The following is a 22880-nucleotide window of genomic DNA, read 5'->3' as shown; positions in this document are numbered from 1 at the left end:
GAGCGGCCTCGGCAGCGCACGATCGACAGATGTTCGGTCTGCGCACTCGCCCGGTCGCCGTGTTCGGCGCGTTGGTCGACCTGGTGCTGCCCGGGCGTTGCGTGGGCTGCGGGGCGCCGGGCGCCGCGCTGTGCGCGCTCTGCCGGCCGGCCGGCGTGCTGCGCGCCGACGTGCTCGGGCTGCCGACCTTTGCGGCCGGGCAATACGCCGACGGGGTGCGCGCGGCGCTGTTGCGCTACAAGGAGCGGGGCCGTCGTGATCTGGCGCCGGAGCTCGCCCGGCTGCTCGCGCGCAGCGTCGCGGCGCTTGTCGACGGCTTCGAGAGTGTCGACCGCTTCGACGGCGCCGGCGCGCCGAAGGGCGTGTCCCGCATCGCCCTGGCGCCGGTGCCATCCGCCCGCTCGGTCGCGGCGGCGCGCGGCGGCGACCACGTCCAGCGGCTGGCGGGGCTCGCGGCTCGCGAACGGGGGCTGCGCGTCGCCGCCGCGCTGGCATTGGACCGCCCGGTGCTCGACTCAGCCGGTCTGCCGGCCGCAGACCGGGCGGCGAACCTCGCCGGCGCGATGACCGCCCGCTGCGCGCCGCCGGGCTGGTCCGCGGTGGTGGTCGACGACATCGTGACGACTGGCGCGACCCTGCGCGAGGCCGACCGCGCCCTGCGAGCGGCCGGCTGGGACGTGCTCGGCGCGGCCGTTGTCGCGGCGACGCAGTTGGACCGTCGGGCACAGCGAGCCGATGAATCGGCCATTGGCACCGCCCAGGCAACCGGTCTAGCGTGACAACGACCTGACCGATATGGCGCTGACCGGCCCCCGCGCACGCCGACGTACCACCGATCGTGCGCGTGTCTGCCGCCGGCGCCCCGAGCATCGCAGAGGTCGCATGGACACTGTCGTGGGCAGCAAAGAGATCGTCGTTCGAGGTCGCAACGTCGTCGTGCCCGAGCATTATCGCCAGCACGTCGCCGAGAAGCTCGGCAAGCTCGAACGGTACGACCACAAGATCATCCGAACGGATGTCGAGCTGCAGCACGAGAAGAACCCACGACAGAACGGCAGCTGCCAGCACGTCGAGATCACCTGCCGCACCCGCGGGCCGGTCGTCCGCGCAGAGGCCTGCGCCGAAGACTTCTACAAGGCGCTTGACCTCGCCGCCGACCGGCTGGAGCGGCGCTTTCGGCAGGCCGCGGACCGCCGGCGAATCCACCACGGCCGGCGCACCCCGCCCTCCCTCGCGCAGGTCGCCGCGGAGCTTCCCGATCTGCTGCTCGACGACCCTGATGGCATCGGCGCCGGCGGCGTCGACGGCGCCGGCGGTGTGGACGGAGCGGGCGGCGTGGACGGAGCGGGCGGCGTGGACGGCGCCGACGCGGGTCCGGGCCGCGTGGTGCGCGAGAAGGAACATCCGGCGACGCCGATGACCGTCGACCAAGCGCTGTTCGAGATGGAGCTGATCGGGCACGACTTCTACCTGTTCAACGAGTTGGACAGCGGCCGGCCGTGCGTCGTGTACCGCAGGCACGCCTACGACTACGGGCTCATCCGGATGACCTGACCGCCGGCGAACCGGGCGAAACAGATCTCGTCGCTGAACGTGCCGTCCGGATCGCGCAGCCGCCCCCGTCGGACCGCCTCGTGCGCGAACCCGCCGGCCAGCGCCGCCTTCTGCGAGGCGATGTTGCCCGCCTTCGCGCCGAGTTCGAGCCGGGCGAATCCGGCTTGCTCGAACGCCCAAGGCGCGAGCAGGCGAAGGGCGCGGGCGGTGTAGCCGCGGCCGCGGAAGTCCGGGTGCACGGTGTAGCCGATCCCGCCGACCTGCGGCGGCCCGCTGCGGCGCACCATCAGCTCCCCGGCGAAGCGGCCCGATTCGATGTCCTCGAGCGCGAACCGGGCGGCCGGGCCGGTCAGCCAGTCGAGCCCGGCGCGGCGCGTCACCGTCTTCGCGTCGTCCGCCGACATCGCCTCACCGGTGAACCCCCAGCGGGTCGCCTCGGCGTCCTCGGCCGCCAGATACGCCGGCGCGTCCTCGGGCCGCAACGGCCGCAGCCGCAGCACCCCGTCGCTCAGCCCGCCGTCGGGCAGTGGCGCGAACGCCGGCGCCACCGGCCCCGGCGGGTCGCTCGCGAGCCGCGCGAACCGGGCCAGGTCGGCGTGGCGGACCGGCACGCCGTTGCGCCCGCCGCCCAGGACGCCGTGCCGGCCGACGCCTTCGAAGCGGAATCCGGCGCCCATCGCCGAGCGGGCCGAGGCCACATTGCGCACGTCGCAGACGAGTCGCACCCGCGGCAGGGCGAGGCGCTCGAACGCAAACTGCGCAAGCACGGCCGTCGCCTCGCGGGCATAGCGCAGCCCGCGGGCGTCCGGCGCGATCCAGAACCCGATCTCGGGGTCGCCGCTCAGCCGCAGCACGCACGCGCCCACGAGCCGGCCGGCGCCCCGTTCGACGACCGCGCTGCCCAGTCCGGTGCCCGCGCCGCGCCCCTCGTGGCCGAACTCGGTGACGAATTCGCGGGCGTCCTGCGCGGTGTACGGGCTCGGCAGGGCCAGGTAATCGGTCATCGACGGGTCGCGCATGATCGCTTGCACCCGCCCTGCGTCGCCCGGCTGCCAGCGGCGCAGCAGCAGCCGCTCGCCGGTGAGCTCGAGGTCGTCCAGTTCGACCTCCCGGTAGCGCCCCACGGCGCGCCAGCCTGCCAGAAACGGCATCCGGCGCGGCACGAGCCGTCGGTAGGCAGGTGCCCGCCGCTCGCGGCCCGTACGATGGCACCCGTGGTTCTAGCCAAGATGCTGCGCGCCGGCGAGCAGAAGCAGGTCCGTCGGCTGTCCGCGATCGCCGATCACATCGAGACCCTCGAGGACGACTACGTCGAGCTCACCGACGCCGAGCTGCGCGAGCTGACCGACACGTTCCGCGAGCGGCTCGACGACGGCGAGACCCTCGACGACCTGCTGCCGGAGGCGTTCGCCGTCGTGCGCGAGGCGGCCCGGCGCACCCTCGGGCAGTTCCACTACAAGGTCCAGCTGATGGGCGGCACCGCCCTGCACCTCGGCAACGTCGCCGAGATGAAGACCGGCGAGGGCAAGACGCTCGTCTCCACGTTGCCGGTCTACTTGAACGCGCTGGCCGGCCAGGGCGTGCACGTCGTCACGACCAACGACTACCTCGCCAGCCGCGACGCCGACTGGATGGGCCGAGTCCACCGGTTCCTCGGCCTGACCGTCGGCAAGATCCTCAACGACCTGCCACCGGAGAAGCGTCAGGCTTCCTACGCCTGCGACATCACCTACGGCACGAACAACGAGTTCGGCTTCGACTACCTGCGCGACAACATGGCGTGGTCGTTGGAGGACCTCGTGCAGCGCGGGCACAACTTCGCCGTCGTGGACGAGGTCGACTCGATCCTGATCGACGAGGCCCGCACGCCGCTCATCATCAGCGGCCCGGCGGAGGAGAACCAGCGCTGGTACCTCGAGTTCGCGCGTCTCGCGCCGCGGATGAAGAAGGACGAGCACTACGAGGTCGAAGAGGGCAAGCGCACCGTCGCGGTCACCGAAGAGGGCGTCGCGTTCGTCGAGGACCAGCTCGGCATCGAGAACCTGTACGAGGCCGCCAACACGCCGCTCGTCGGCTACCTGAACAACTCGCTGAAGGCCAAGGAGCTGTTCAAGCGCGACCGGGACTACATCGTCAACACCGGCGAGGTGCTCATCGTCGACGAGTTCACCGGCCGGGTCCTGCAGGGCCGCCGCTACAACGAGGGCATGCACCAGGCCATCGAGGCCAAGGAAGGCGTGCAGATCCAGCAGGAGAACCAGACCCTCGCCACCATCACGCTGCAGAACTACTTCCGGCTCTACGACAAGCTCGCCGGGATGACCGGCACCGCGCAGACCGAGGCGAACGAGCTGCACCAGACGTACAAGCTCGGCGTCGTCCCGATCCCGACGAACCAGCCGATGATCCGCCTCGACGAGACCGACTTCATCTACAAGACCGAGGACGCGAAGTTCGCCGCGGTCGTCGACGACATCGCCGAGCGGCATGACAAGGGCCAGCCGGTGCTGGTCGGCACGGCCAGCGTCGCGAAGTCCGAGCGGCTGGCGTCGCTGCTGCTGCGCAAGGGCATCCCGCACGAGGTGCTCAACGCCAAGCAGCACGCGCGGGAGGCCGCGATCATCGCCAACGCCGGCCGCAAGGGCGCCGTCACGATCGCCACGAACATGGCCGGCCGCGGCACCGACATCATGCTCGGCGGCAACCCCGAGTTCGCCGCCGACCTCGCGCTGCGCGAGAAGGGCCTGAGCCCGGACGAGACGCCCGAGGATTACGAGGCCGCGTGGGCCGAGACGTTGGAGCACTCGCAGGCGGAGACCGAGAAGGAGCATGACGAGGTCGTCGAGCTCGGCGGCCTGTACGTGCTCGGCACCGAGCGGCACGAGTCGCGGCGCATCGACAACCAGCTGCGCGGGCGCGCCGGCCGGCAGGGCGACCCGGGCGAGTCGCGGTTCTACCTCTCGCTTGGCGACGACCTGATGGTCCGCTTCAACGGCGAGCGGGTCGCGGCGATGATGAACATGCTGCGGCTGCCAGAAGACGTCCCGATCGAGGCGAAGATGGTCTCGAAAGCGATCCAGTCGGCGCAGACGCAGATGGAGCAGCAGAACTTCGAGATCCGCAAGAACGTCCTCAAGTACGACGAGGTGCTGAACAAGCAGCGCACCGTCGTCTATGGCGAGCGTCGGCAGGTGCTCGAGGGCGCCGATCTCAGCGACCAGATCCGGCCGATGATCACCGATGTCGTCACCAGCTACGTCGAGGGCGCGACCGCGTCGGGCTACCCCGAGGAGTGGGAGCTCGAGCAGCTCTGGACGGCGCTGAAGACGCTCTACCCGATCTCGCTGACGCTCGACGATGCGATCGAGCAGGCCGGCGGCGAGAAGTCCGACCTGACCCGCGAATACCTCGTCGAGGAGCTCGTCGCGGACGCCCAGGCGGGCTACGACCAACGCGAGGAAGACCTCGGCGCGGAGGTCCTGCGCGAGCTTGAGCGGCGCGTGCTCCTGTCGGTGCTCGACCGCAAGTGGCGCGAGCACCTGTACGAGATGGACTACCTGCAAGAGGGCATCGGGCTGCGTGCGATGGCGCAGCGCGACCCGCTGGTCGAGTACCAGCGCGAGGGCTTCGACATGTTCGCCGCGATGATGGACGGCATCAAGGAGGAATCCGTCGGCTTTCTGTTCAACCTCGAGGTCGAGGTCGAGCCAGACGATGCCGACGGCGGGTCCAACAGCGCGGCGGGTGCGCTCGCGGCCGGCGGCGCCGGCCGGGCGGCCGCCGGCGACGCGGTCGACGAGCCGGACAACGCCGCGCTCGCCGAGGCGTTCGGCGGCGAGCCGAAGCTCGACCTGGCGTTGCTGGAGGCGGCGCAGGAGCAACACGAGTCCGCCGGCGCCCCGCACATCCGAGCCAAGGGCCTGGACCGCTCGGGCGGCGACTCCGGGCTGACTTACAGCGCGCCCGCGCTCGGCTCGGACTCGCCAGCCGTCACCACCGGCGCGGACGGCAAGCCGGCCGCCAACGGCGCCAAGCGGTCGCCGAACCGCAGCAACCCCAACCGCGGCAGCCGCGGCAACAAGTCGTCGAACAACCGGAACAAGCGCAAGCGCTGACCCGGCCGACCTGGCTGACCTGGCCGAGTTGGCAGGTCCGGCTGACCGGCCGAGCCGGCGGGCCCCGGCCGACCTCAGCCCAGCTGCAGCCGGGTGCACCGCCAGCGGCCGTGCTGGGTCTCCACGCGAATCGCGACAGCGCGCACCCGATTGCCGACCGCCACGGTGGCCGACAGCTCGGCGACCCCGTCCGCCGGCTCGCACACGCGGACCGACCGCACGCTCGCCCGATGCAGCCAGTGCCGGCGGCCGGCGGCGAGAGCCCGGTCGAGGTCCGCGCCGAACGACCGCACGATCGACGGGCTGAGCAGGCCGGCCAGCTGGTGCGCGGGCCGGCGTCCTGCGGCCGTCTCGATCATCCCCACGAGCAGCCGCCGGACCCACTGGTCGGGTTCTGGCATGCCGTGCGCGCGAGCTGGGCGCAGCGCCCATGGCGCAGGCGCCTCGGCAAGCGCGAAGGGCAGCCGACAATCCAACGGCCCGGGATTGCGGCCGTGGTCGAGGATCTCGTCGTCAAATGGCGGCTCGCGGCGCGGCGCCGGGCGCACGACGACGCGGCCAGGAGAGGTGGCGCGCAGCGCTGCAGTCACGAGGAGCCGTCCTTCGCGAGCATCGCAGGGTCGCCCGCGGCCCGAGGAACTGCGGGGTCCCCGGGCAGGCGCGGCTCTTTCCATGCGCCTGTCCGGGGTACAGGTGCGCAGTGGCGGGTGGCAACGGGAAGCGCGGTCATGAGGACGGCTCCTGAGTGGTGGGCGGCCCCGGGACCGCCGAGGCCGGCGCTCGCAACGCCTGCCCGGGAAGGACGAGGTCCGGGTCGTCGCCGATGACGGCACGGTTGGCGGCGTACCAGCGCGGCCACGCCACAGCCGTGCGCGCCGGGGTGGCGGACCGGCCGAGTCGGCGCTGCGCGATCAGCCACAGCGAATCGCCCGGCTGCACCGTCACCGCCGGTCGACCAGGCCGTGCCGACGCCGACGCCGGCGCCGTCGGACCGGGGTGTGGCGTCGCCGGGTGACCGAGGTGTGGCGTCCGCGCCGATGTGCGTCCGGTTGTCGGTGTCGGCGTCGGCGCCGGCGTCGACACCGGTGTCGGTGTCGGTGTCGGTGTCGGCGTCGGCACCGGTGTCGGCCCGGGCCGCGACGCGTGGGCGGAGTTCGCGGCGCGCGTCGGCCAGGACGGCGGGCCTAGCGTGTGCGTCGACGCGGGACGCAGCGGCCAGCTCGGCGCTGCGGCCGGCGACGGCGCGGGGCCAGGCGTGCCGGGCGGGGCCGCGAGCGCCGCGGCCGGGGCGAGCGCGATGCCGAGTCCGGCAGAGCCGACGAGCACCCGCCGCAGCACGGCGGGCAAGGTGACGCAGCACAACACCCGGGCCGCGCGGCCGCCGAGGCCGGGCAGTCGCGCGCCGCCTGCAGCGAGCAGCCCGAGGCCGAGCCAGGCGGCGACCAGCCACAGCGCGGCTCCGGCCAGCGAGGTCAGCGCGCGGTCGGCGCCCACGCGCGTGACCCAATCGTGCGGCGCTGCGATGCCGTGCGCGAGCGCCGTCCACTTCGGCCAGAGCGCGGACAGCACCGCAGCGTCGACCAGCAGGCAGCCAGTAGTTCGGAACCGAGCGCGCACGCGAGCAGACCTTTCCATTTGCTTACGTTTGCTTGTCTACGCGTTCGTTCACGGACAGTCAATCCGACTGGTCTTGATTGTGGACAACCGCTGGCGGAGGCTGACCGGGCCTCGCTTGGTACGGCAAGAGACCGGCTACGGCGATCCACTGGCCGGTCGAACGCAGTGCCAAGCGGCGTGACCCCGCCCGCCGGTTGCCACCTGGCCGCGAGGTCGGCCAGGGTGAGGCGGTGACCGACCCAGCCGCACGGTGGGCCGACCTGTTCGCCGACCTCGAGGCGCAGGCAGACGAGCTGGCTCGTGCTGAGCGGGCGGCCGAGGTGGAGACCCGCACGCGCGGCGAGGTCGGCCGGCTGACCGTTCACGACCGACTCCGCGCGGCCATCGGGACATCGCTGCGCCTGTCGCTCGCCGCCGGCGGTCCCAGCGGCCTCGCAATTCGCGGCACGGTTCGCCGGACCGGTTCAGACTGGCTGCTCCTCGAGGAGGACGCCGGTCGAGAGGTGCTCGTCGCGACGCAGCACGTCGTCGCGGTGCGCGGACTGAGCCGGCTCTCGACGCCGGCTGACTTCGGCAGCGTGGTCGAGTCCCGGTTGACCCTGCGGCACGCGCTGCGCGGCCTGGCCCGCGACCGGGCGGCCGTGCGCCTGCACCTGGCGGCCGCGGCCGGGGAGAACGCGGTCCTCGACGCCACGCTCGACCGGGTCGGCGCGGACTTCGTCGAGGTCGCGGCGCACGCCCCCGGCGAGGCCCGGCGCCGCCGAGAGGTGCGCGAGGTGGCGCTGGTGCCGCTCTCGGCATTGGCCGCCGTCCAGCGCTCACTCTGAAGGCTTGGCCGTCTCCGGATCGACGAACGGGTGGGCGGCGATGAACTCGCGCGTCTGGTCATACATCCGGGCGATGTAATCCTCGAGGCGGTCGCGCTCAACGCGCCACTGCCCGCGGCCACCGATCTTGATGGCCGCCAATTCGCGGTTGCGGACCAACGCGTAAGCCTGCGACACCGAGATGTTCAACACGTCGGCGACGTCATCGAGGGTGAGGAATCGCGGCTCGGCGGCCATGGCGCGAAAGCGTCCTTTCCGGATGCACGGGCGGCTCGGCCACGAGTGTGGCAGGTGTCGCGGCGCTCAGTACGTCATCCACAGGCCGGCGGCCGGGTCGCAGCGGGCGCGTGCGTCCGGCACCATGTCTGCGTGGCCGACACACCGCCGTCGCCGCGGCCGCGACGCGTCGCCACGCCGAGCTGGCTCGACGTCCGCCTGGTGCTCGGCGTTGCGCTCGTGCTCGCCGCCGTGCTGCTCGGCGCGCGGCTCATCTCCGGGGCCAGCCGCACCTACGGCGTCGTCGCCGCCACGCATGACCTCGCGGCGGGCGCTGTGCTGTCCGCGGGCGACGTGCGCGTCGCGCAGGTGCAGCTGCCCGATCACGGCCGCGGCGTCTACCTGACCGATCCCGACGCCGTGGTCGGCAAGCGCCTCGACCGGCCGGTGACGAAGGGCGAATTGGTGCCGGCAGCCGCGCTCGCGCATCCCACCGCGCAGACGACCGTCACGGTGCCGCTCGCCGATGGCGCCGCGCCGGACTTGCGCGCGGGCCAGCGCATCGAGCTCTGGTTCGCCGCGCCGTCGTGCGAATCGACGGTTCTGCTGCGCGACGTGGCGGTGCAGTCCGTGCATGCGGACACCGGCTCGTTCAGCAGCGGCGGCGGTCAGGACGTCGTCATCAGCGTCGACCCGGCGGCGGCCGACCGGGTCGCCCAGGCGCTCGCGATCGACCAGGTCCAGCTGCGCGCCGGGGTGCTGGTCGGCCCGGCGACGGCCGCGACGCCGACGGCCGCGACGCCGACGCCCGCGAGCCCGCCGCGTTCAACCACGCCGACCGGTGCTGCGGCCGACGGCGCGTCAGCTGCGGATATCGCCGCCTGCGCGTCGGCGTCGCCGAGCCGATGAAGCTGCCGGTCCTCTCCGCGGCCGACGGCGCGGAGTGGGAACAGCGCTGGGTCGCCGCGTTCGAGCGCGGCGCCTTCCCGATCGAGATCGTCCGCCGCTGTGTCGACGTCGTCGACGTGCTGGCGGTCGCCGCCGCTGGTCAAGGCCGCGCCGCACTGCTCGCCGCGGACCTGCGCCGACTCGACGCAGACGCCGTGGGCCGGCTCGTCGCCGCGGGCGTCACGCCGATCGGCGTCGTGCGTCGCGACGACCAGATCGCGCAAGACCGGCTGCGCGCCGCAGGGGTGGCCCACGTCGTGCCGGACGACGCCGAGCCTTCCGTCGTCGCGGCGGTGGTCGCGGAGGCGGTGCGGTCGCTGACGTCGGCGGCCGGCGGGGACGGTGCGGGCCGCGCGGACGGCCCCGGTGTCTCGTCGGCGGCTCGCGCTTACGCCGATCCCTCGACGTCTATGGCGATCCCGCCGGGCGCCGGCCCGCCGGTGGCCGCCGACGAGACGACGACCCGACGTGGTTCGGTGATCGCGGTGTGGGGCCCGACCGGCGCTCCTGGCCGCACGACGGTCGCGGTGTCGCTCGCCGACGAGATCGCCCGGCTGCGGTCGAACGCGCTGCTCGTCGACGCCGATGTCTACGGCGGCGCGATCGCCGCGGTGCTCGGCCTGCTGGACGAGTCGCCCGGCCTGGCGGCCGCCTGCCGGCGAGCGGGTTCGGCACGCTTGGACGCCGCCGCGCTCGCCGGGCTGTGCTGGCAGCTCGGCCCGCAGCTGCGGGTGCTCACCGGCATCCCGCTGGCGTCGCGCTGGCCCGAACTGCGGCCGACGGCAGTCGGCTCGGTGCTTGCCGCGGCGCGCGGGCTGGCTGACTACACCGTCGTGGACTGCGGCTTCTGCCTGGAGACCGATGAGGAGTTGTCCTTCGACACGCTCGCGCCGCGCCGCAACGGCGCCACGCTCGCCGTGCTCGACGACGCCGACCTCATCGTCGCAGTCGGGTCGGCTGATCCGATCGGGATGCAGCGTCTCGTCCGCGCGCTCGCCGAGTTGGGCGACGCCGAGGTCGCGGCACCGGTGTGGGTCGTGCTGAACCGGGTGCGGGCCGGGGCGGTGCCGGGCGATCCGGCGAGCGAGCTCGGCGCCGCGTTGCAGCGCTTCGCCGGGCGCACGCCGGCGGCGTTGTTGCCGGCTGATGGCCGCGCGCTGGACGCGGCGCTTGCCAGCGGCCGGCTGCTGGGCGAGTGCGCGCCGGCCAGCCCGCTGCGCCAAGCGCTCGCCGAGCTCGCCGCGGCCCTGGTCGGCGCGCCGGCGCCGGCCGGCCGGCGACAACGCCGCCGGCGCGGCCGGTGACCGCTGTGGCTGGTTCGGCCGGGTTGCCGTGGTCGCGTCGACGGCGGTCGGGGAGAATTGCCCTCGTGGCGGTGACAGCTTCGATGGCGACGGCTTCGACGGCGACGGCTTCGACGGGGACGCGCGAGCGGTGAGCAAGCGATGAGCGAGCGAATGACGTCGGCGGACGTCGCCTTCCTGCACCGCGAAGGTCGCACCGCCCCGCAGCATGTCGGCGCGCTGGCGATCCTGGAGCCGCCGCCCGCTGGTTTCGACTACGACCGGCTGGTGCGGTTGATCGAGGAACGGATCTCCCTGGCGCCGCGATACCGGCAGAAGGTCCGCATGGTGCCCGGGCATCTCGCCAACCCCGTGTGGATCGACGATCCGGACTTCGACATCACCTACCACGTCCGGCGTTCGGCGTTGCCTCGGCCGGGCGAGGACGCGCAGCTGCTGGAGTTCTGCGCGCGCATCCAGTCCCGGCTGCTCGATCGGTCCCGCCCGCTGTGGGAGACGTATCTGGTGGAGGGGTTGACCGGGGGCCGGCTCGCGATCGTCACGAAGACGCACGCGGCGGTCGTCGGCGAGCGCGACGGCATCGACTTGGCGCAAGTGATCCTCGACGCCGCGCCGACGCCGCGGCGGACCGTCGAGCCGATCTGGATGCCGGCGCCTGAGCCCAGCTCGTTGCAGCTGCTCGCCGAGGCAGCCCGGGGCATCGTGCGCCGGCCGATCGAGCTCACCGACGCCGCTCGAGCAGCGGGTCGCGACCTCGGCAAGAGCGCCGCACGAGCAAGCGCGCTTGCCGGCGGGCTCATGACTGTCGCGACCGCCGCGCTCCGCCGGCCGGCCGACTCGCCGCTGCACGCGCAGCTCAGCGAGCAACGTCGCCTCGCGATCGCCCGGAGCGACCTTGCGGACTACCGGCAGGTCCGCGCCGCCTTCGGCGGCACCGTCAACGACGTGGTGCTGGCGACGGTCGCCGGCGCGTTGCGCGGCTGGTTGCTGTCTCGCGGGATGCCGCTTCGGGCTGCAACGTCGGTTCGCGCGCTCGTCCCGGTCGGCGTGCTCGACGACCCCGATCTAGCCGGGACGCTCGAGCCTCGTTTCGGCGGCAGCTCGAGCCGCTCAGGCGTGATCCGGCCGTTGCTGATCGACCTGCCGGTCGGCGAGCCCGACCCGATCCTGCGGCTGGCGCAGCTGCGCTACGCCATGGCCACGCACAAGGCGACCGGCCGCGCCATCAGCGCGGACAGGCTGACCGATCTCACCGGGTTCGCCCCGCCCACGATGTTGGCGATGGCCACGCGCGCGTCCACCGAGCTCACCCGCCGGCTGTTCAGCCTGGTGATCACCAATGTGCCGGGCCCGCAGTTCCCGTTGTTCGCCGCGGGCGCGCGGATGCGCGAGACGTTCCCGATCGTGCCGCTCGGACCAGGTCAGGCGGTGTCGATCGCAGTGGCGTCCTATGACGGCGGCGTCTACTACGGCGTCAACGGCGACCGGAACTCGATGCCTGACGCCGGGCTGCTGGCCGGGCTGATCGAGGAGTCGCTGGCCGAGCTGAGCGCCGCGGTGCAAATCCGGCCTGGGCCGAGCGCCGCCGCCGTGCCGACGCGCTCGGCGTCCCATGCCGCCTCGCAGGCCGCGAGCCAGCCGGCCGAGGTTCGCGCTCGGCGACGCGGCCCGCGGGATCGGCGGCCGGGCTCGATTCGGTCGCGGCCGGTCGAACCATCGTGAGGGTCTACGTGCCGGCGACCACGACTGCGCTGCGCGACCTGCTCGACAGCGGCTTCCTCGGCCCGGCCCCGCTGACGGCATTCGCAGTCACGCCGGGGCTGCGCGAGTGGTACGTCGACGACGACCTCGAATCGATGGAGTACGCGGCGATGGTCGAGGCGGCGCGCAGCTCGTTGCGGCTGATTGACGCCGACCACTCCGCCGCCCGCCGGCGGGTCGTCGCGGCGGTCGAAGTCGACGACGCAGCGGTCGACGTCCGCGACGACCTCGACCGAGGCGTCGTCGAGCTTCGTGCGCCGGTCCCGCTGACGTCCGTGCAGGCGGTGCACGTCGACGACGCCGACGCGGAGCCCGTGGTCGCGGCCGCCGCAGAGGCGGTGATCGCGGCTGATCTTGGCGATCCCGGCTCCCAGGAAGCCGTGGACGACGCGGAGGGCTTCGAGCTGTCGTGGTACGCCAATCAGGAGATTTCAGCGCTGCTCGAAACGCTCTGAGCGGGCTGCAGGCAGGCCCCGGGCGAGGCTGCGCGCGCGCTGGACAGGGCTGGCGCCGTGGCACGATCGATGGATGGACGCCATCACCGCCCCGCCGGTCCCGGCCAACGAGCCGGTCCGGGCCTATCTGCCGGGAAGTTCGGAGGCGGCGACGCTGGCGGCCGAGATCGAGCGGCTCGCGAGCCAGCGGGTCGAGCTGACGATGGCCGTCGCCGGGGTCCGCCGGATGGCCGGCGGCCAGCGCATCCGGGTGGTCGCGCCGCACCGTCACGAGTTGGTGCTGGGCGAGACCGCGGAGGCGACCGAGGACGACGTGGACGCCGCAGTGGGCGCGGCGCTCGCCGCCGCGCCGGCGTGGCGCGAGCTGGCGTTCGACGAGCGGGCGGCCATCTTCCTGCGCGCCGCCGAGCTGCTCACCAGCAGCTGGCGGGATCGACTGAACGCCGCGACGATGCTCGGCCAGTCGAAGTCGGTGCAGCAGGCGGAGATCGACGCGGCATGCGAACTCGCCGACTTTCTGCGTTACAACGTCCATTTCGCGCGGCAGCTCATCGAAGAGCAGCCGGCCAACGGGCCGGGAACGTGGAACCGCATGGACTACCGCCCGCTTGAGGGATTCGTGCTCGCGATCACGCCGTTCAATTTCACCGCGATCGCCGGGAACCTGCCGTCCGCGCCGGCCCTGCTCGGCAACGTCGTGGTGTGGAAGCCCTCGCCGACGCAGCAGCTGGCGGCGCACCACACGATGGAGCTGTTCGAGGCCGCCGGGCTGCCCGCCGGCGTGATCAACATGGTGACCGGCAACGGCTCGGCGGTGAGCACGGCGGCGCTCGGCCACCGCGCGCTCGCCGGCATCCACTTCACCGGCTCGACGGCCACGTTCCAGCACCTGTGGGGCGCGGTCGGCGCGCGCATCGGCAGCTATGCCGCCTACCCCCGCCTCGTGGGCGAGACCGGCGGCAAGGACTTCGTCGCCGCGCACCCCAGCGCCGACCCGGCGGCGCTCGTGACCGGGCTTGTCCGCGGCGCGTTCGAGTACCAGGGACAGAAGTGCTCGGCGGCGTCTCGCGCTTACGTGCCGCGGTCCCTGTGGGCTGGCGGAGTCAAGGATGAGCTGATCGCCGTCACCGAATCGCTGACTTACGGCGACGTCGCCGACTTCTCGAACTTCGGCGGCGCAGTCATCGACCGGCGGGCCTACGACCGGCTCGGCGGCGTGCTCGACAGCCTGCACGCCGCGCCGTCGGCGACGGTGCTTGCCGGCGGCAAGGCGGACGACTCGACGGGTTACTTCGTCCGGCCGACCGTAGTGCAGTCGACCGACCCGGGCCACGGGGTCTTCCGCGACGAGTACTTCGGGCCGGTGCTCGCGGTGCACGTCTACGACGACGCCGACTGGGAGGACACGCTGAGCCAGCTCGAGAGCGTCGCGTCGTACGCGTTGACCGGCGCTGTGTTCGCCCGCGACCAGCAGGTGATCGCGCGCGCGCAGTCGGCGTTGCGGTTCGCGGCGGGCAACTTCTACGTCAACGACAAGCCGACCGGCGCCGTCGTCGGCCAGCAGCCGTTCGGCGGCGGCCGAGCGTCCGGCACCAACGACAAGGCAGGATCGGTGTGGAATCTGACCCGCTGGGTCTCGCCGCGGGCGATCAAGGAGACGTTCGTGCCCGCCACCGACCATCGCCACCCGCACATGGGCGAGGGCGCCTGACTCCAGCAGGTGGGCGAGGGCGGCCGACTCCCGCGCCCGGCGTGGTCGCGCCTCGACGCCCCACCACCCGAGCCGCCGAGCGCTCATGGCGACGCCACCTGCACCTCGAGCGGCGCGCCGTCGGCATACTCGCGCCCCCACCGCGGATCCGGCACGAGCACTCCCCGGCCGGGCGGCCCGAGCGCCGCCCGGCGGGGCAGCCGGACGCCGAGGATCTCGCCGTCGATGGGCCCGGGCCGCAGCAGAAGTCCGCAGTTGCTGCGCCGCACCAACGCCCCCAGGCCGCGATAGGCCGTGGCCAGATCGTCGGAACGGCCGGCGAGGACGACGGCTAGACCGTCGCCCGCCGCGGCCCACGACATCAGCAGCTGCTCAGCCGCGGTGTCGGCGAACGCCTCGCAGTCGTCCACCAGCAACAACGTCGTCGAGCCGATCTCGGGGGCCGCGTCGGCGGCGAGGTCCGGGCCAAGCACGAGCACGTCCCGCTCGCGCGCGAACGCCGAAAGCGGGGACCGCGCGGGCGCGGCGACGACCACCGCGACGCCGGCGTCGAGCGCCTGCCCGAGCAGTGAGCGAACCGCGGTGCTGCGCCCCGAGCGCGGCGGACCCGCGACGACCAGCCGACGATCGCCGGCGAACAGGTCGAAGCGGACAGCGCGCGCCGAGTCCCCGCCGACGCCGAGCACAAAGTCGCCTGGCACGCGCGGCACAGCGTTTGCCGGCACAGCGTTTGCCGGCACAGCGTTCAGCCGAATCGAGGTCGGCAGCGGCCGCAGCCGCACACCGTCCGCCGGGATCGGAACGTCGCGCCAGCGTTCGGCCACCGCCTCGACCGCGCGCCGCGTGCCGTCGGCATCGCAGGTCTCGCCTGCGTGCGCGATCTGCACCACCGCGCCGTCGCTCACCCGCACGGCCCGGCCCGGCGGGAGGTGGGCGGGCACGTGCCGGGACGGGAGCCCGGCAACCGCATAGTCCGCGCGGTCGGCGAGGCGAAAGGCGAGCGTGAGATCGGCCAGCGCGGTCAGGCGCGGGCTGAGGACGCCGCGCTCGCCGGTGATCGCCGCGGTCAACCGCGACTGCGAGCGGGACCGCAGCGCCGCGGCCAACGCGTCGGCGCAGTCCAGCGCGTCCACGTCGGCGAGCGCGCCGAGCACGGCGTCCCAGCCGTCGACGAGGAGCAGTGTGCGGCGGTGGGCGCCGCCGTCCTCGTCGTCTCGCGCTGCGAGCAGGCGGAACAGCCGGGGGGCGAGCGCGGCGTCCGCGGGGCGCAGCACGGTGCGCACGTGCGGCAGGGCGGCCACTAGATCGGCAAGTGCGCCTGCGCCGTCGACGACATGCAGGGCCAGCTCGTCCGGTCCCAGCGAGTGCGTCGCGCCCAGAGCGAGTGAGGTGAGCAGGCCGGTGCGCCCGGACCGGCCCGCGCCGAGCGCGAGGACCGCCGTTGGGACGGCGAGGTCCAACGCGAGCTGCTCTTGCCGCTGCCGCTCGGGGAGGTCGACCACGCCAACTGGCACGCGGGTCGCGGCCCCGACGTCGTCCAGCCGATCGGCACTCGGCACGGCTGTCAGCGCGGCCCGGGACAGGCGGGCCGGCAGCGGCGCCAGCCACGGCGCACTCGCGGCGCCCCGGCCGCTGGCCGCGGCTGCGTCTCGCGCCGCGGCGACGATTCGGTGAAGCTGCGTCGTCCGCGGCGCCGCGCCGTCCGCGTCCAACGGCCGACGCCACTCGTCGAGCTGCGCGACGGCGACGCGGTGCGGCCCGCGGTCTGCGGCGCCCGGGTGCGCGGCCTGGAAGCAGGTCAGCGCCGAACCGACGCGCAGGTACCCGCGACCCGGGGTGGCGCGGTCGATGCCGGCCGCGTCCGGGGCGTCGATCACGTCGTTCGACTCGGCCGCGCCGGTGACGCGCAGCGCGATCCGCGCGCTGGTGTTCGCCCGGATCTCCGCAGACACCGCGGCGCCCGGCCGCTGCGTCGCGAGCACGAGGTGCACCCCGAGCGAGCGGCCGCGCTGGGCGACGGCGATCAAACCGCGCACGAAGTCCGGCAGCTCCTCGGCGAGGGCCGCGAACTCGTCGACGACGAGCACCAGCCGCGGCACGTCGGCGCCGCCGGCGGCGCGGTAGCCGGCGAGGTCGGCAGCTCCGGCCGCCGCGAAGAGGCGCTCGCGCCTGCGCAACTCGCTGCGCATCGAGCTGAGCGCGCGCTCGGTGAGGTAGCCGTCCAGATCGGTGACGAGACCGGCGCAATGCGGCAGCGCGGCGCATTCGGCGAACGCGGCGCCGCCCTTGTAATCGATCAGCACGACGTTCAGCGCCTCTGGCGGATGATTGAGCGCCAACCCTGCGACCAGCGTCTGCAGCAGCTCGGACTTGCCGGCGCCCGTCGTGCCCGCGACCAACAGGTGCGGCCCGTCGGACACGAGGTCCAACGTCAGCGGACCTTCCGCCGACAGACCGATCTCGGCGCACGCGCCGCCGTCGGCCCGGGCCCACCGGGCCAGCACGGACGCTGCCTCGACCGCGGGGACGCCGAGGACGTCCAGCAGGCCGCACGCGGCCGGCAGTGCCGTGCCGCCTGCGTCGTCCGCGTCGGCGAATGGGGCCAGCGCACGGCCGAGCCGCTCGGCCCAGCCCGCGTCCACCTGGTCGAGCACGACGTCCTCGACCGGGCCGTCCGCAGAGCGGCTGAGGCGCGCCCGGGTGCCGGTCACCCCGTCGACCCGCAGCACCGTGCGGCAGGCAGCCGGCAGGGCTGATTCGTCCTGGTCGAGGAAGATGGCGGTCACGCCCACCTGCGCCGCGTCGACGAGCAGCGCGCCGAGCGGCGCCGTCGCCGTCTCGCCGGCGACCCGGTCCACCACCAGCACGAGCCACGGCCCGTCCCACCGCCCCGGCGCGCGACGGACGCCGGAACGCGCCTCGATCAACGCGGCCAGGTCGTCGCCGAGCGCCCGCCAGGCCGCCTCGTTGTCCGCGGGCCGCCGGGTGAGGTGCGGGCACCAGCGGGACCAGCGCCACGCCGCCGCTTCCGAGGGCCCGACGACGAGCGCCAGTTGCAGGCGCGCCGGCGAGTGCGCGGTCGCAATCTGGCCTGCCAACCAGCGCGCAGTGCGGTCGAGGACGTCGGGCGGACCGGCGACGCCGAGCGGCCCGTCCCGCAGGTCGGCCGTCACGGGCACGCCGTGCAGCAGGCCGGCGGGGCGTTCGGCGGCGGTTTCGCGAACCCTGGTGGTCGACGGGACTGCGGCCGTGCCGACGCGGACAACGCCGAAGTCGTCGTCTGCAGAACGGCGTTCCCACAGTCGGCTTGTCGGCAGCTCGGGCAGGCGGGCGACCCCGGCCGGGTCCTGGTGCGTGTCGTGACGGCGCACCGCCTCAGCGCCGAGCGCGGTCGCGATGGCGCGTTGCGCGCCCGTGCGGGCGTGCCGTGCAGCGGTCGCGGACCGCCGAGCGGAGCGCCGCCAGTGCAACCGGTCGCCGATGGACGTCGACAGCAAGAGCACCGGGGAGAGGAGGGCGAACAGCAGAAATTGCGGCGAGTGTGTCGCCCAGGCGATGCCGCCGCCGGCCGCAGCCGGGAGCAGCGCGGCCGTCCACTGCACACCACGCGGCCGAGCCGTGCTCGCTCGCGCCGGCATCTCGACCACCGGATCCGGGGTGGGCCGCGACGTGCGCGGCGGCCGGCGCAGCCGCAGCGAGCCGTCGTCGGCGGGCAGCACGACCGCAGGCGCCTCCCGCGGACGGCACAGCGCGAACGTGCAGTCCCCGATGCGGACCGACTGCCCGATCGCGAGTGGGGTGGGAGCGCGGCCGACCTGCCGCCCGTCGACGAAGGTCCCGTTCGTCGATCCGAGATCGAGGACTGCCGCGCAGGTCGCGGACAGTTCGAGACGGACATGTCGGCGCGACACGTCGAGATCGTCGACGACCAGGTCGCATTCGCCGCCACGGCCGAGCAGCAACGGCCCGCGACCCAGCGCCACGACCCGGCCGGCGCCTGGGCCTCCGATCTGGCGCAACGCCAACACGCTCGGCACGGCGGCAAGCACGGGTCCGTCCGCGCTCAGGACCGCGCCGCTGCGCACGTCGCAGCCGAACCTGGCGGCGGCCGGGAGCGGCGCGTCGCCGTGCCACAGGAGTTCGGCGGCGCAGAGCCCCGCCGCCGCGGCGAGTTCAGCCCACACCTCGGCCGCCGCGATCGGCGCCGGCGACTCGACAGCGAGGTCGTGGGCGATGCCGTCGCGGTGGACGGTGATGTCGGTGCGCACGTCGGCAGTGTGCAGCGCGACGGCGACCCCCCGCGCCCGATCGCGACCGGCTGTGGACAACTTCGTCACGGGCACGAGTTGTCCACAGGCGGCGGCTTGGGCAAGCGGGGCGCCGGCCGGTGCTCGTAGCGTCCGTCGCCAACGCGGTCTGCTCGAAGGCCGCCGGTCAAATGGGGGTTGTCGTGTCGAGTCTCAAAGTCACGCCCGCGCAGCTGGAAGCGCTAGGCGGCGCCACACATCGCGTCTGCGCCGACGTGCGCGGCCAGCACCAGCAGCTGAAGGCGCAGTTGTCGCCGCTGTTCGGCGCGGACTGGAACGGCGCTGCCGCGTCCCAGTTCACCGCGCTCTACGAGCAGTTCGACCAGCACGCCCGCGGGCTGGCCGACGCGCTCGACGGCATCGCGGCCTTGCTAGTCCGCGCCGGATACGCCTACGCCGAGACCGAGCAGCAGGTGGCGGCCACGTTCCGGTGAGCGCGCCGCGCGGGCCGCCAGCGCTTTCTTCTAACGTGGCCGCGTGCTCGCCGACCAACTCGCCGCGGTCGAGGCCGCGCTGGTGAGCCACTTCGGGCAGCAGCCCGCTCGGGCGTCGGTGTCGTTCCTCGGCGTGGATCCCATCGAGGTGCTGCGGTTCGAGCCGGTCCCGGACGAGCGGGCGTACGTGACGCTCGGGATGTCCCGGCTGCCGATGACCAGCGTCAACGAGTTGGTGGTCGCCGCCCACGGCCCCCGCGCAGAACTGATGCTGCAGGTGCGCGCGGGCGCCGGCGCCGACGTCTGGCGTCGGCTGGCTGTGCTCGCCGCCGCGCCGGCCGTCGAGGGCGTCGTCTATCGACCGGACATGAGCGTCGACATCGGCGAGCCGCTCGCGCCCGGCTCGCGGTGCACCGGCGTGGTCGTCGCCGAGTCGCTGCTCGCGCCCGTCGTGGCCCCGGACGGCCCGGTCGACGTCTTCGACCTCTCGCCGGCGACCTCGACCGAACTCGCCTGGTGCCGGGTGCGCGGGACGACGGCGCTGCGTGCGCGCTGGGTCGACCAAGGCGTCGACCTGCACGATCTGGGTCGCCCGGCCGCGCGCCTCGATTGACCGGCCGCCTCGATTGACCGGCCGCCTCGATTGACCGGCGCCTCGATGAACCGGCGGCCAGGCCGGCGCGGCAGGATGCGGGAAGGCGGCGGCGTCGTCGACACGGCCACGACAGAGGGGAAACGCTGTGCAGTTCGGTCGGTACTACGAGGAGTTCGAAGTCGGCGCGGTCTACAAGCACTGGCCCGGCAAGACCGTGACCGAGTACGACGACCACTTGTTCTGCCTGCTCACGATGAACCACCATCCGCTGCACCTCGACGTCAACTACGCCGAGAAGACCACTGACTTCGGCCGGAACGTGGTTGTCGGCAACTACATCTATTCGCTGCTGCTCGGCATGTCCGTTCCGGATGTCAGCGGCAAGGCGATCGCCAATTTAGAGATCGAGTCGCTGCGCCACGTCGCCCCGACCTTCCACGGCGACACCATCTACGGCGAGACGACGGTGCTGGACAAGACGCCGTCGAAGTCGAAGTCCGACCGGGGCGTCGTACACGTCGAGACGATCGGCTACAAGCAGGACGGCACGCTCGTGTGCATCTTCCGGCGCAAGGTGATGGTGCCGACGAAGGAGTACATCGACGCGCGGGGCGGCGAGCAGCCTGGACGGCCTGCGCCGACCGGCCGCTGACTGCCGGTCTGCCAAACTCGCCGTCAGCCAAACACGCCCCGTGGCCAGCTCGCCCGGTCAGCGTGGCAGCGCGTCCCACTCGGCCAGCGCGTCGACGAGGCCGGGCACCAGCGGCAGCGCCATGAGCTCCGCCCGCCCGACCCACGCCGCGTCGGCGGCGTCGTCGCCGGCGCGCAGCGTCCCGCCCACGACCCGGCAGAAGAAGTCGTCGATGCGGTAGAGGCCGCCGTCCGGCGCGTCCCGCTCGACAGTGCCGGCGAGCCGTTCGACCGCGACGGCCAGGCCGGTCTCCTCGCGCAGCTCGCGCAGGCACGCGTCCTCGGCCGATTCGCCGACGCGACAGCGCCCGCCGGGGACCGACCAGCGGCCGAGGCCCGGCTCCCGGCCCCGACGGATGACCAGCAGCCGGCCATCGGCGTCGAACACGATGCCGCCCGCGCACGGCAGGGTATTCGGGTTGTGCATGTCGCCTCCTCATCGCGACCGGCGCGGCACCCCGGAACCGCGGCCGCCGTGCGGTATGAACGTTTCCGGACGTGCCGTCTAGGCGCGCCACACGATGATGTCCGACGTCAGGGGGTGCCCGCCGATGGTCAAGATCGCCATCGTGCTCGTCGTCGTCTTCGTGATCTTCTTCATCGGCGCCTACCCTGACGCCGCCTCGAGCATCTACTGGCACAGCTGGCATGCGGCGGTGAACGTCACCCACGGCATCGGGCGCTTCGTTGACAAGCTCGCGTCCTGATCACGACGCCCGCGGACTGCTGCCCAGCGACCAGCCGATCCGCGCGCACACGCACCCGCACTGGGTGCACATGTTCTACCGCCCGCACAAGGTGACGTTGATCTTCTTCGCGGTTCTGCTGGTGTTGGCGATCGGAGCGCCAAACCCGTGGGTGTTGGTGTTGCTGGTCGCCGTCGTCCTCTTTGCGCTGCTGCGCTGGCACATCTGGCAAGGCGAGTACATCACCTTGACCAGCAAGCGGATCATCCGCAAGCAGGGCGTGGCCGAAACCGACTGGTCTGAGTCGTCGATCCGCCTGGACCGGATCTCCGGTGTCTGGGTCGTGCAGACGGTGCCGGGGAAATGGCTCAACTACGCCACGATCGAGCTCGCGGCGCCCGGCACCGACGAGGACACGCACACGCTGAGGCGGATCGCCGACCCGCAGCACTTCTACGAGACGCTGCGCTGGCTCGTCTTCGGCGATCCGCCGCCCGGCAGCCCGCCGGTTCCAGGCGCAGCGCCGCGCATCCCGCCTGATCCCGACGACGACCCGCGTGGCTACGACGAAGCGATGCGCGGCGGTGAGCCTTCCCGAGGAGGCGGCGGCGAGAGCCGACCCGGCGGCGGCCGCCCGCCCGGCCCACACGCCATTCGCCACACGCCGCCGGACGTCGACGTCCCGGAGCAGGATTTCGTCACGCAGCCGCTGCCCGTGCTGCCCGAACGTCTGCCCCGCAGAGGACGCCGCCGCACTGCCTAGGCTGGGCGGCGATGCGCATCGACCTCCACACGCACAGTTCGGCTTCGGACGGCACCGACTCGCCGGCGCAGCTGATGCGCGCCGCCGCCGCCGCCGGCCTCGACGTCGTGGCGATCACCGATCACGACACGACGGCCGGCTGGGCCGAGGCGTTCGCGAACCGACCTGCCGGGCTCACCGTGGTGCCCGGCATCGAGATGTCCTGCGTCTATCGCGGCGAACGGCGAATCAGCCTGCACCTGCTCGGCTACTTCGCCGACCCGGCGAACGACGAGTTGCAGGCCGAATGGGCCCGGCTGCGCGACGGCCGGCTCATTCGCGGCCGGCAGATGGCCGACAACCTCGAGGCGGCCGGCTACCCGATCAGCTGGGCACAGGTCAGCGCGCTCGCGAACGGCGCGCCGATCGGTCGCCCGCACCTCGGCCGGGCGCTCGTCGAGGCCGGCGTCGTGCCCGACGTCGACGCCGCGTTCCGCGAGCTGCTGTCCTCGCGCCAGCCTTATTACGTCCGCAAGGCGGACTCCGACGTCTTCGACGCGATCCGGCTGATCTGCGGCGCCGGCGGCCTGCCGGTGTTCGCGCATCCGCTCGCGCGCCGGCGCGGCCCGGTCGTGTCCGACGAGGTCGTGGCGCAGATGGCCGCCGCGGGGCTGGTCGGCCTCGAGGTCGACCACCCGGACCAAGACCCCGACGACCGGGCCGACGCCGCACGGCTCGCCCGCGACCTCGACCTGATCCCGACCGGCTCGTCGGACTACCACGGGACGAACAAACGCACGCCGATCGCCGCGTGCACCACCGACCCGGACGCCTTCGCGCGGTTGCTGGAACTGCCCGCGGCTCTCGTGCCTGTCGCTGACTGATCTTGTCGGCGCCGCCGCCTACCGTGGCCTGATG

At 73.3% G+C, this 22880-nt stretch carries 20 protein-coding genes and 1 pseudogene; 15 read left to right on the top strand and 6 right to left on the bottom strand.

Annotation, left to right across the window (positions count from 1 at the left end):
• Positions 1–29: 29 nt before the first annotated feature.
• Both ACFFBG_RS06540 and hpf read left to right on the top strand, forming a co-directional pair.
• Complete coding sequence (locus ACFFBG_RS06540) at positions 30–779, top strand: ComF family protein (RefSeq protein ID WP_375476858.1); 750 nt, start codon at positions 30–32, stop codon at positions 777–779.
• Between the two features lie 103 nt (positions 780–882).
• Positions 883–1554 (top strand): ribosome hibernation-promoting factor, HPF/YfiA family, encoded by a 672-nt coding sequence (gene hpf, locus ACFFBG_RS06535; RefSeq protein ID WP_375476856.1) that lies wholly within the window; start codon positions 883–885, stop codon positions 1552–1554.
• On the opposite strand, the gene ACFFBG_RS06530 is transcribed toward hpf, so the two are convergent.
• Positions 1530–2678 (bottom strand): GNAT family N-acetyltransferase, encoded by a 1149-nt coding sequence (locus tag ACFFBG_RS06530; RefSeq protein WP_375476854.1) that lies wholly within the window; start codon positions 2676–2678, stop codon positions 1530–1532. The genes hpf and ACFFBG_RS06530 overlap by 25 nt on opposite strands.
• A gap of 90 nt (positions 2679–2768) precedes the next feature.
• On the opposite strand from ACFFBG_RS06530, the gene secA reads away from it, so the two are divergent.
• Positions 2769–5669, top strand: coding sequence for a preprotein translocase subunit SecA (gene secA, locus ACFFBG_RS06525; RefSeq protein WP_375476852.1), 2901 nt, complete (start codon positions 2769–2771; stop codon positions 5667–5669).
• 74 nt (positions 5670–5743) lie between these two features.
• Here the strand turns inward: secA and ACFFBG_RS06520 are convergent, their stop codons facing one another.
• A complete protein-coding gene (locus tag ACFFBG_RS06520; RefSeq protein WP_375476849.1) occupies positions 5744–6259 on the bottom strand; it encodes an Rv3235 family protein in 516 nt (171 codons plus the stop codon).
• A gap of 136 nt (positions 6260–6395) precedes the next feature.
• Positions 6396–7286 carry a LysM peptidoglycan-binding domain-containing protein gene (locus ACFFBG_RS06515; protein ID WP_375476847.1) on the bottom strand — a complete coding sequence of 297 codons (891 nt, stop codon included), beginning with the start codon at positions 7284–7286 and terminating at the stop codon, positions 6396–6398.
• A 230-nt stretch (positions 7287–7516) separates the two neighbouring features.
• On the opposite strand from ACFFBG_RS06515, the gene ACFFBG_RS06510 reads away from it, so the two are divergent.
• A complete protein-coding gene (locus tag ACFFBG_RS06510; RefSeq protein WP_375476845.1) occupies positions 7517–8113 on the top strand; it encodes a hypothetical protein in 597 nt (198 codons plus the stop codon).
• Here ACFFBG_RS06510 and ACFFBG_RS06505 read toward each other — a convergent pair.
• Positions 8105–8350: a helix-turn-helix domain-containing protein gene (locus ACFFBG_RS06505; protein WP_375476843.1), complete on the bottom strand. Its 246-nt coding sequence runs from the start codon at positions 8348–8350 to the stop codon at positions 8105–8107. The two genes, ACFFBG_RS06510 and ACFFBG_RS06505, sit on opposite strands and share 9 nt — an antisense overlap.
• 132 nt (positions 8351–8482) lie before the next feature.
• Between ACFFBG_RS06505 and ACFFBG_RS06500 the strand changes: the two genes are divergently transcribed.
• From ACFFBG_RS06500 to pruA, 5 genes are all read left to right on the top strand, one after another.
• The gene (locus tag ACFFBG_RS06500) at positions 8483–9238 is read left to right on the top strand and encodes an SAF domain-containing protein (RefSeq protein ID WP_375476841.1); all 756 of its coding nucleotides are present in this window, start codon (positions 8483–8485) and stop codon (positions 9236–9238) included.
• On the top strand, positions 9235–10581 hold the full coding sequence (locus ACFFBG_RS06495) for a CpaE family protein (protein ID WP_375476839.1): 1347 nt from the start codon (positions 9235–9237) through the stop codon (positions 10579–10581). The genes ACFFBG_RS06500 and ACFFBG_RS06495 overlap by 4 nt, the downstream gene beginning before the upstream one ends.
• A 141-nt stretch (positions 10582–10722) precedes the next feature.
• Positions 10723–12303, top strand: a complete 1581-nt coding sequence (locus tag ACFFBG_RS06490; RefSeq protein ID WP_375476837.1) for a wax ester/triacylglycerol synthase family O-acyltransferase — start codon at positions 10723–10725, stop codon at positions 12301–12303.
• Entirely contained in the window at positions 12300–12797 is a 498-nt protein-coding gene (locus ACFFBG_RS06485) for a DUF6912 family protein (RefSeq protein WP_375476835.1), read from the top strand. Before ACFFBG_RS06490 ends, ACFFBG_RS06485 begins: the two co-directional genes overlap by 4 nt.
• A gap of 73 nt (positions 12798–12870) precedes the next feature.
• Positions 12871–14508 carry an L-glutamate gamma-semialdehyde dehydrogenase gene (pruA, locus tag ACFFBG_RS06480; protein WP_375476833.1) on the top strand — a complete coding sequence of 546 codons (1638 nt, stop codon included), beginning with the start codon at positions 12871–12873 and terminating at the stop codon, positions 14506–14508.
• 83 nt (positions 14509–14591) lie between these two features.
• On the opposite strand, the gene ACFFBG_RS06475 is transcribed toward pruA, so the two are convergent.
• Positions 14592–18776, bottom strand: coding sequence for an FtsK/SpoIIIE domain-containing protein (locus tag ACFFBG_RS06475; RefSeq protein WP_375476831.1), 4185 nt, complete (start codon positions 18774–18776; stop codon positions 14592–14594).
• A 182-nt stretch (positions 18777–18958) separates the two neighbouring features.
• On the opposite strand from ACFFBG_RS06475, the gene ACFFBG_RS06470 reads away from it, so the two are divergent.
• The 3 genes and pseudogenes from ACFFBG_RS06470 to ACFFBG_RS06460 form a co-directional block, all read left to right on the top strand.
• The gene (locus ACFFBG_RS06470) at positions 18959–19249 is read left to right on the top strand and encodes a WXG100 family type VII secretion target (protein ID WP_375476829.1); all 291 of its coding nucleotides are present in this window, start codon (positions 18959–18961) and stop codon (positions 19247–19249) included.
• 43 nt (positions 19250–19292) lie between these two features.
• Complete coding sequence (locus ACFFBG_RS06465) at positions 19293–19862, top strand: suppressor of fused domain protein (RefSeq protein ID WP_375476827.1); 570 nt, start codon at positions 19293–19295, stop codon at positions 19860–19862.
• A gap of 124 nt (positions 19863–19986) precedes the next feature.
• Positions 19987–20496, top strand: a pseudogene (locus ACFFBG_RS06460) (MaoC family dehydratase); the annotation flags it as partial.
• Between the two features lie 57 nt (positions 20497–20553).
• Here the strand turns inward: ACFFBG_RS06460 and ACFFBG_RS06455 are convergent.
• Positions 20554–20961, bottom strand: a complete 408-nt coding sequence (locus ACFFBG_RS06455) for an NUDIX hydrolase (protein ID WP_375476825.1) — start codon at positions 20959–20961, stop codon at positions 20554–20556.
• Between the two features lie 124 nt (positions 20962–21085).
• On the opposite strand from ACFFBG_RS06455, the gene ACFFBG_RS06450 reads away from it, so the two are divergent.
• From ACFFBG_RS06450 to ACFFBG_RS06440, 3 genes are read left to right on the top strand one after another with little or no spacing between them, the layout of a single operon-like run.
• On the top strand, positions 21086–21241 hold the full coding sequence (locus ACFFBG_RS06450; protein WP_375476823.1) for a hypothetical protein: 156 nt from the start codon (positions 21086–21088) through the stop codon (positions 21239–21241).
• Positions 21222–21983, top strand: coding sequence for a PH domain-containing protein (locus tag ACFFBG_RS06445; protein WP_375476821.1), 762 nt, complete (start codon positions 21222–21224; stop codon positions 21981–21983). The genes ACFFBG_RS06450 and ACFFBG_RS06445 overlap by 20 nt, the downstream gene beginning before the upstream one ends.
• Positions 21984–21994: 11 nt before the next feature.
• The gene (locus ACFFBG_RS06440) at positions 21995–22846 is read left to right on the top strand and encodes a PHP domain-containing protein (RefSeq protein ID WP_375476819.1); all 852 of its coding nucleotides are present in this window, start codon (positions 21995–21997) and stop codon (positions 22844–22846) included.
• Positions 22847–22880 lie beyond the last annotated feature (34 nt).

Source organism: uncultured Jatrophihabitans sp., from assembly GCF_964251945.1.
In the GTDB taxonomy this organism is placed as follows: Bacteria; Actinomycetota; Actinomycetes; order Mycobacteriales; family Jatrophihabitantaceae; genus Jatrophihabitans.
The sequence above is the reverse complement of the archived record's forward strand: the minus strand, read 5'-3'. Positions and strand labels throughout refer to the sequence as shown.

Excerpts from the sequence above, each read along its gene's own strand:
- ACFFBG_RS06505 (WP_375476843.1), bottom strand. The coding sequence starts at position 8,350 with ATGGCCGCCGAGCCGCGATTCCTCACCCTCGATGACGTCGCCGACGTG.
- ACFFBG_RS06490 (WP_375476837.1), top strand. The coding sequence starts at position 10,723 with ATGAGCGAGCGAATGACGTCGGCGGACGTCGCCTTCCTGCACCGCGAA.
- ACFFBG_RS06495 (WP_375476839.1), top strand. The coding sequence starts at position 9,235 with ATGAAGCTGCCGGTCCTCTCCGCGGCCGACGGCGCGGAGTGGGAACAG.
- ACFFBG_RS06540 (WP_375476858.1), top strand. The coding sequence starts at position 30 with ATGTTCGGTCTGCGCACTCGCCCGGTCGCCGTGTTCGGCGCGTTGGTC.
- ACFFBG_RS06440 (WP_375476819.1), top strand. The coding sequence starts at position 21,995 with ATGCGCATCGACCTCCACACGCACAGTTCGGCTTCGGACGGCACCGAC.
- pruA (WP_375476833.1), top strand. The coding sequence starts at position 12,871 with ATGGACGCCATCACCGCCCCGCCGGTCCCGGCCAACGAGCCGGTCCGG.
- ACFFBG_RS06455 (WP_375476825.1), bottom strand. The coding sequence starts at position 20,961 with ATGCACAACCCGAATACCCTGCCGTGCGCGGGCGGCATCGTGTTCGAC.
- ACFFBG_RS06450 (WP_375476823.1), top strand. The coding sequence starts at position 21,086 with ATGGTCAAGATCGCCATCGTGCTCGTCGTCGTCTTCGTGATCTTCTTC.
- hpf (WP_375476856.1), top strand. The coding sequence starts at position 883 with ATGGACACTGTCGTGGGCAGCAAAGAGATCGTCGTTCGAGGTCGCAAC.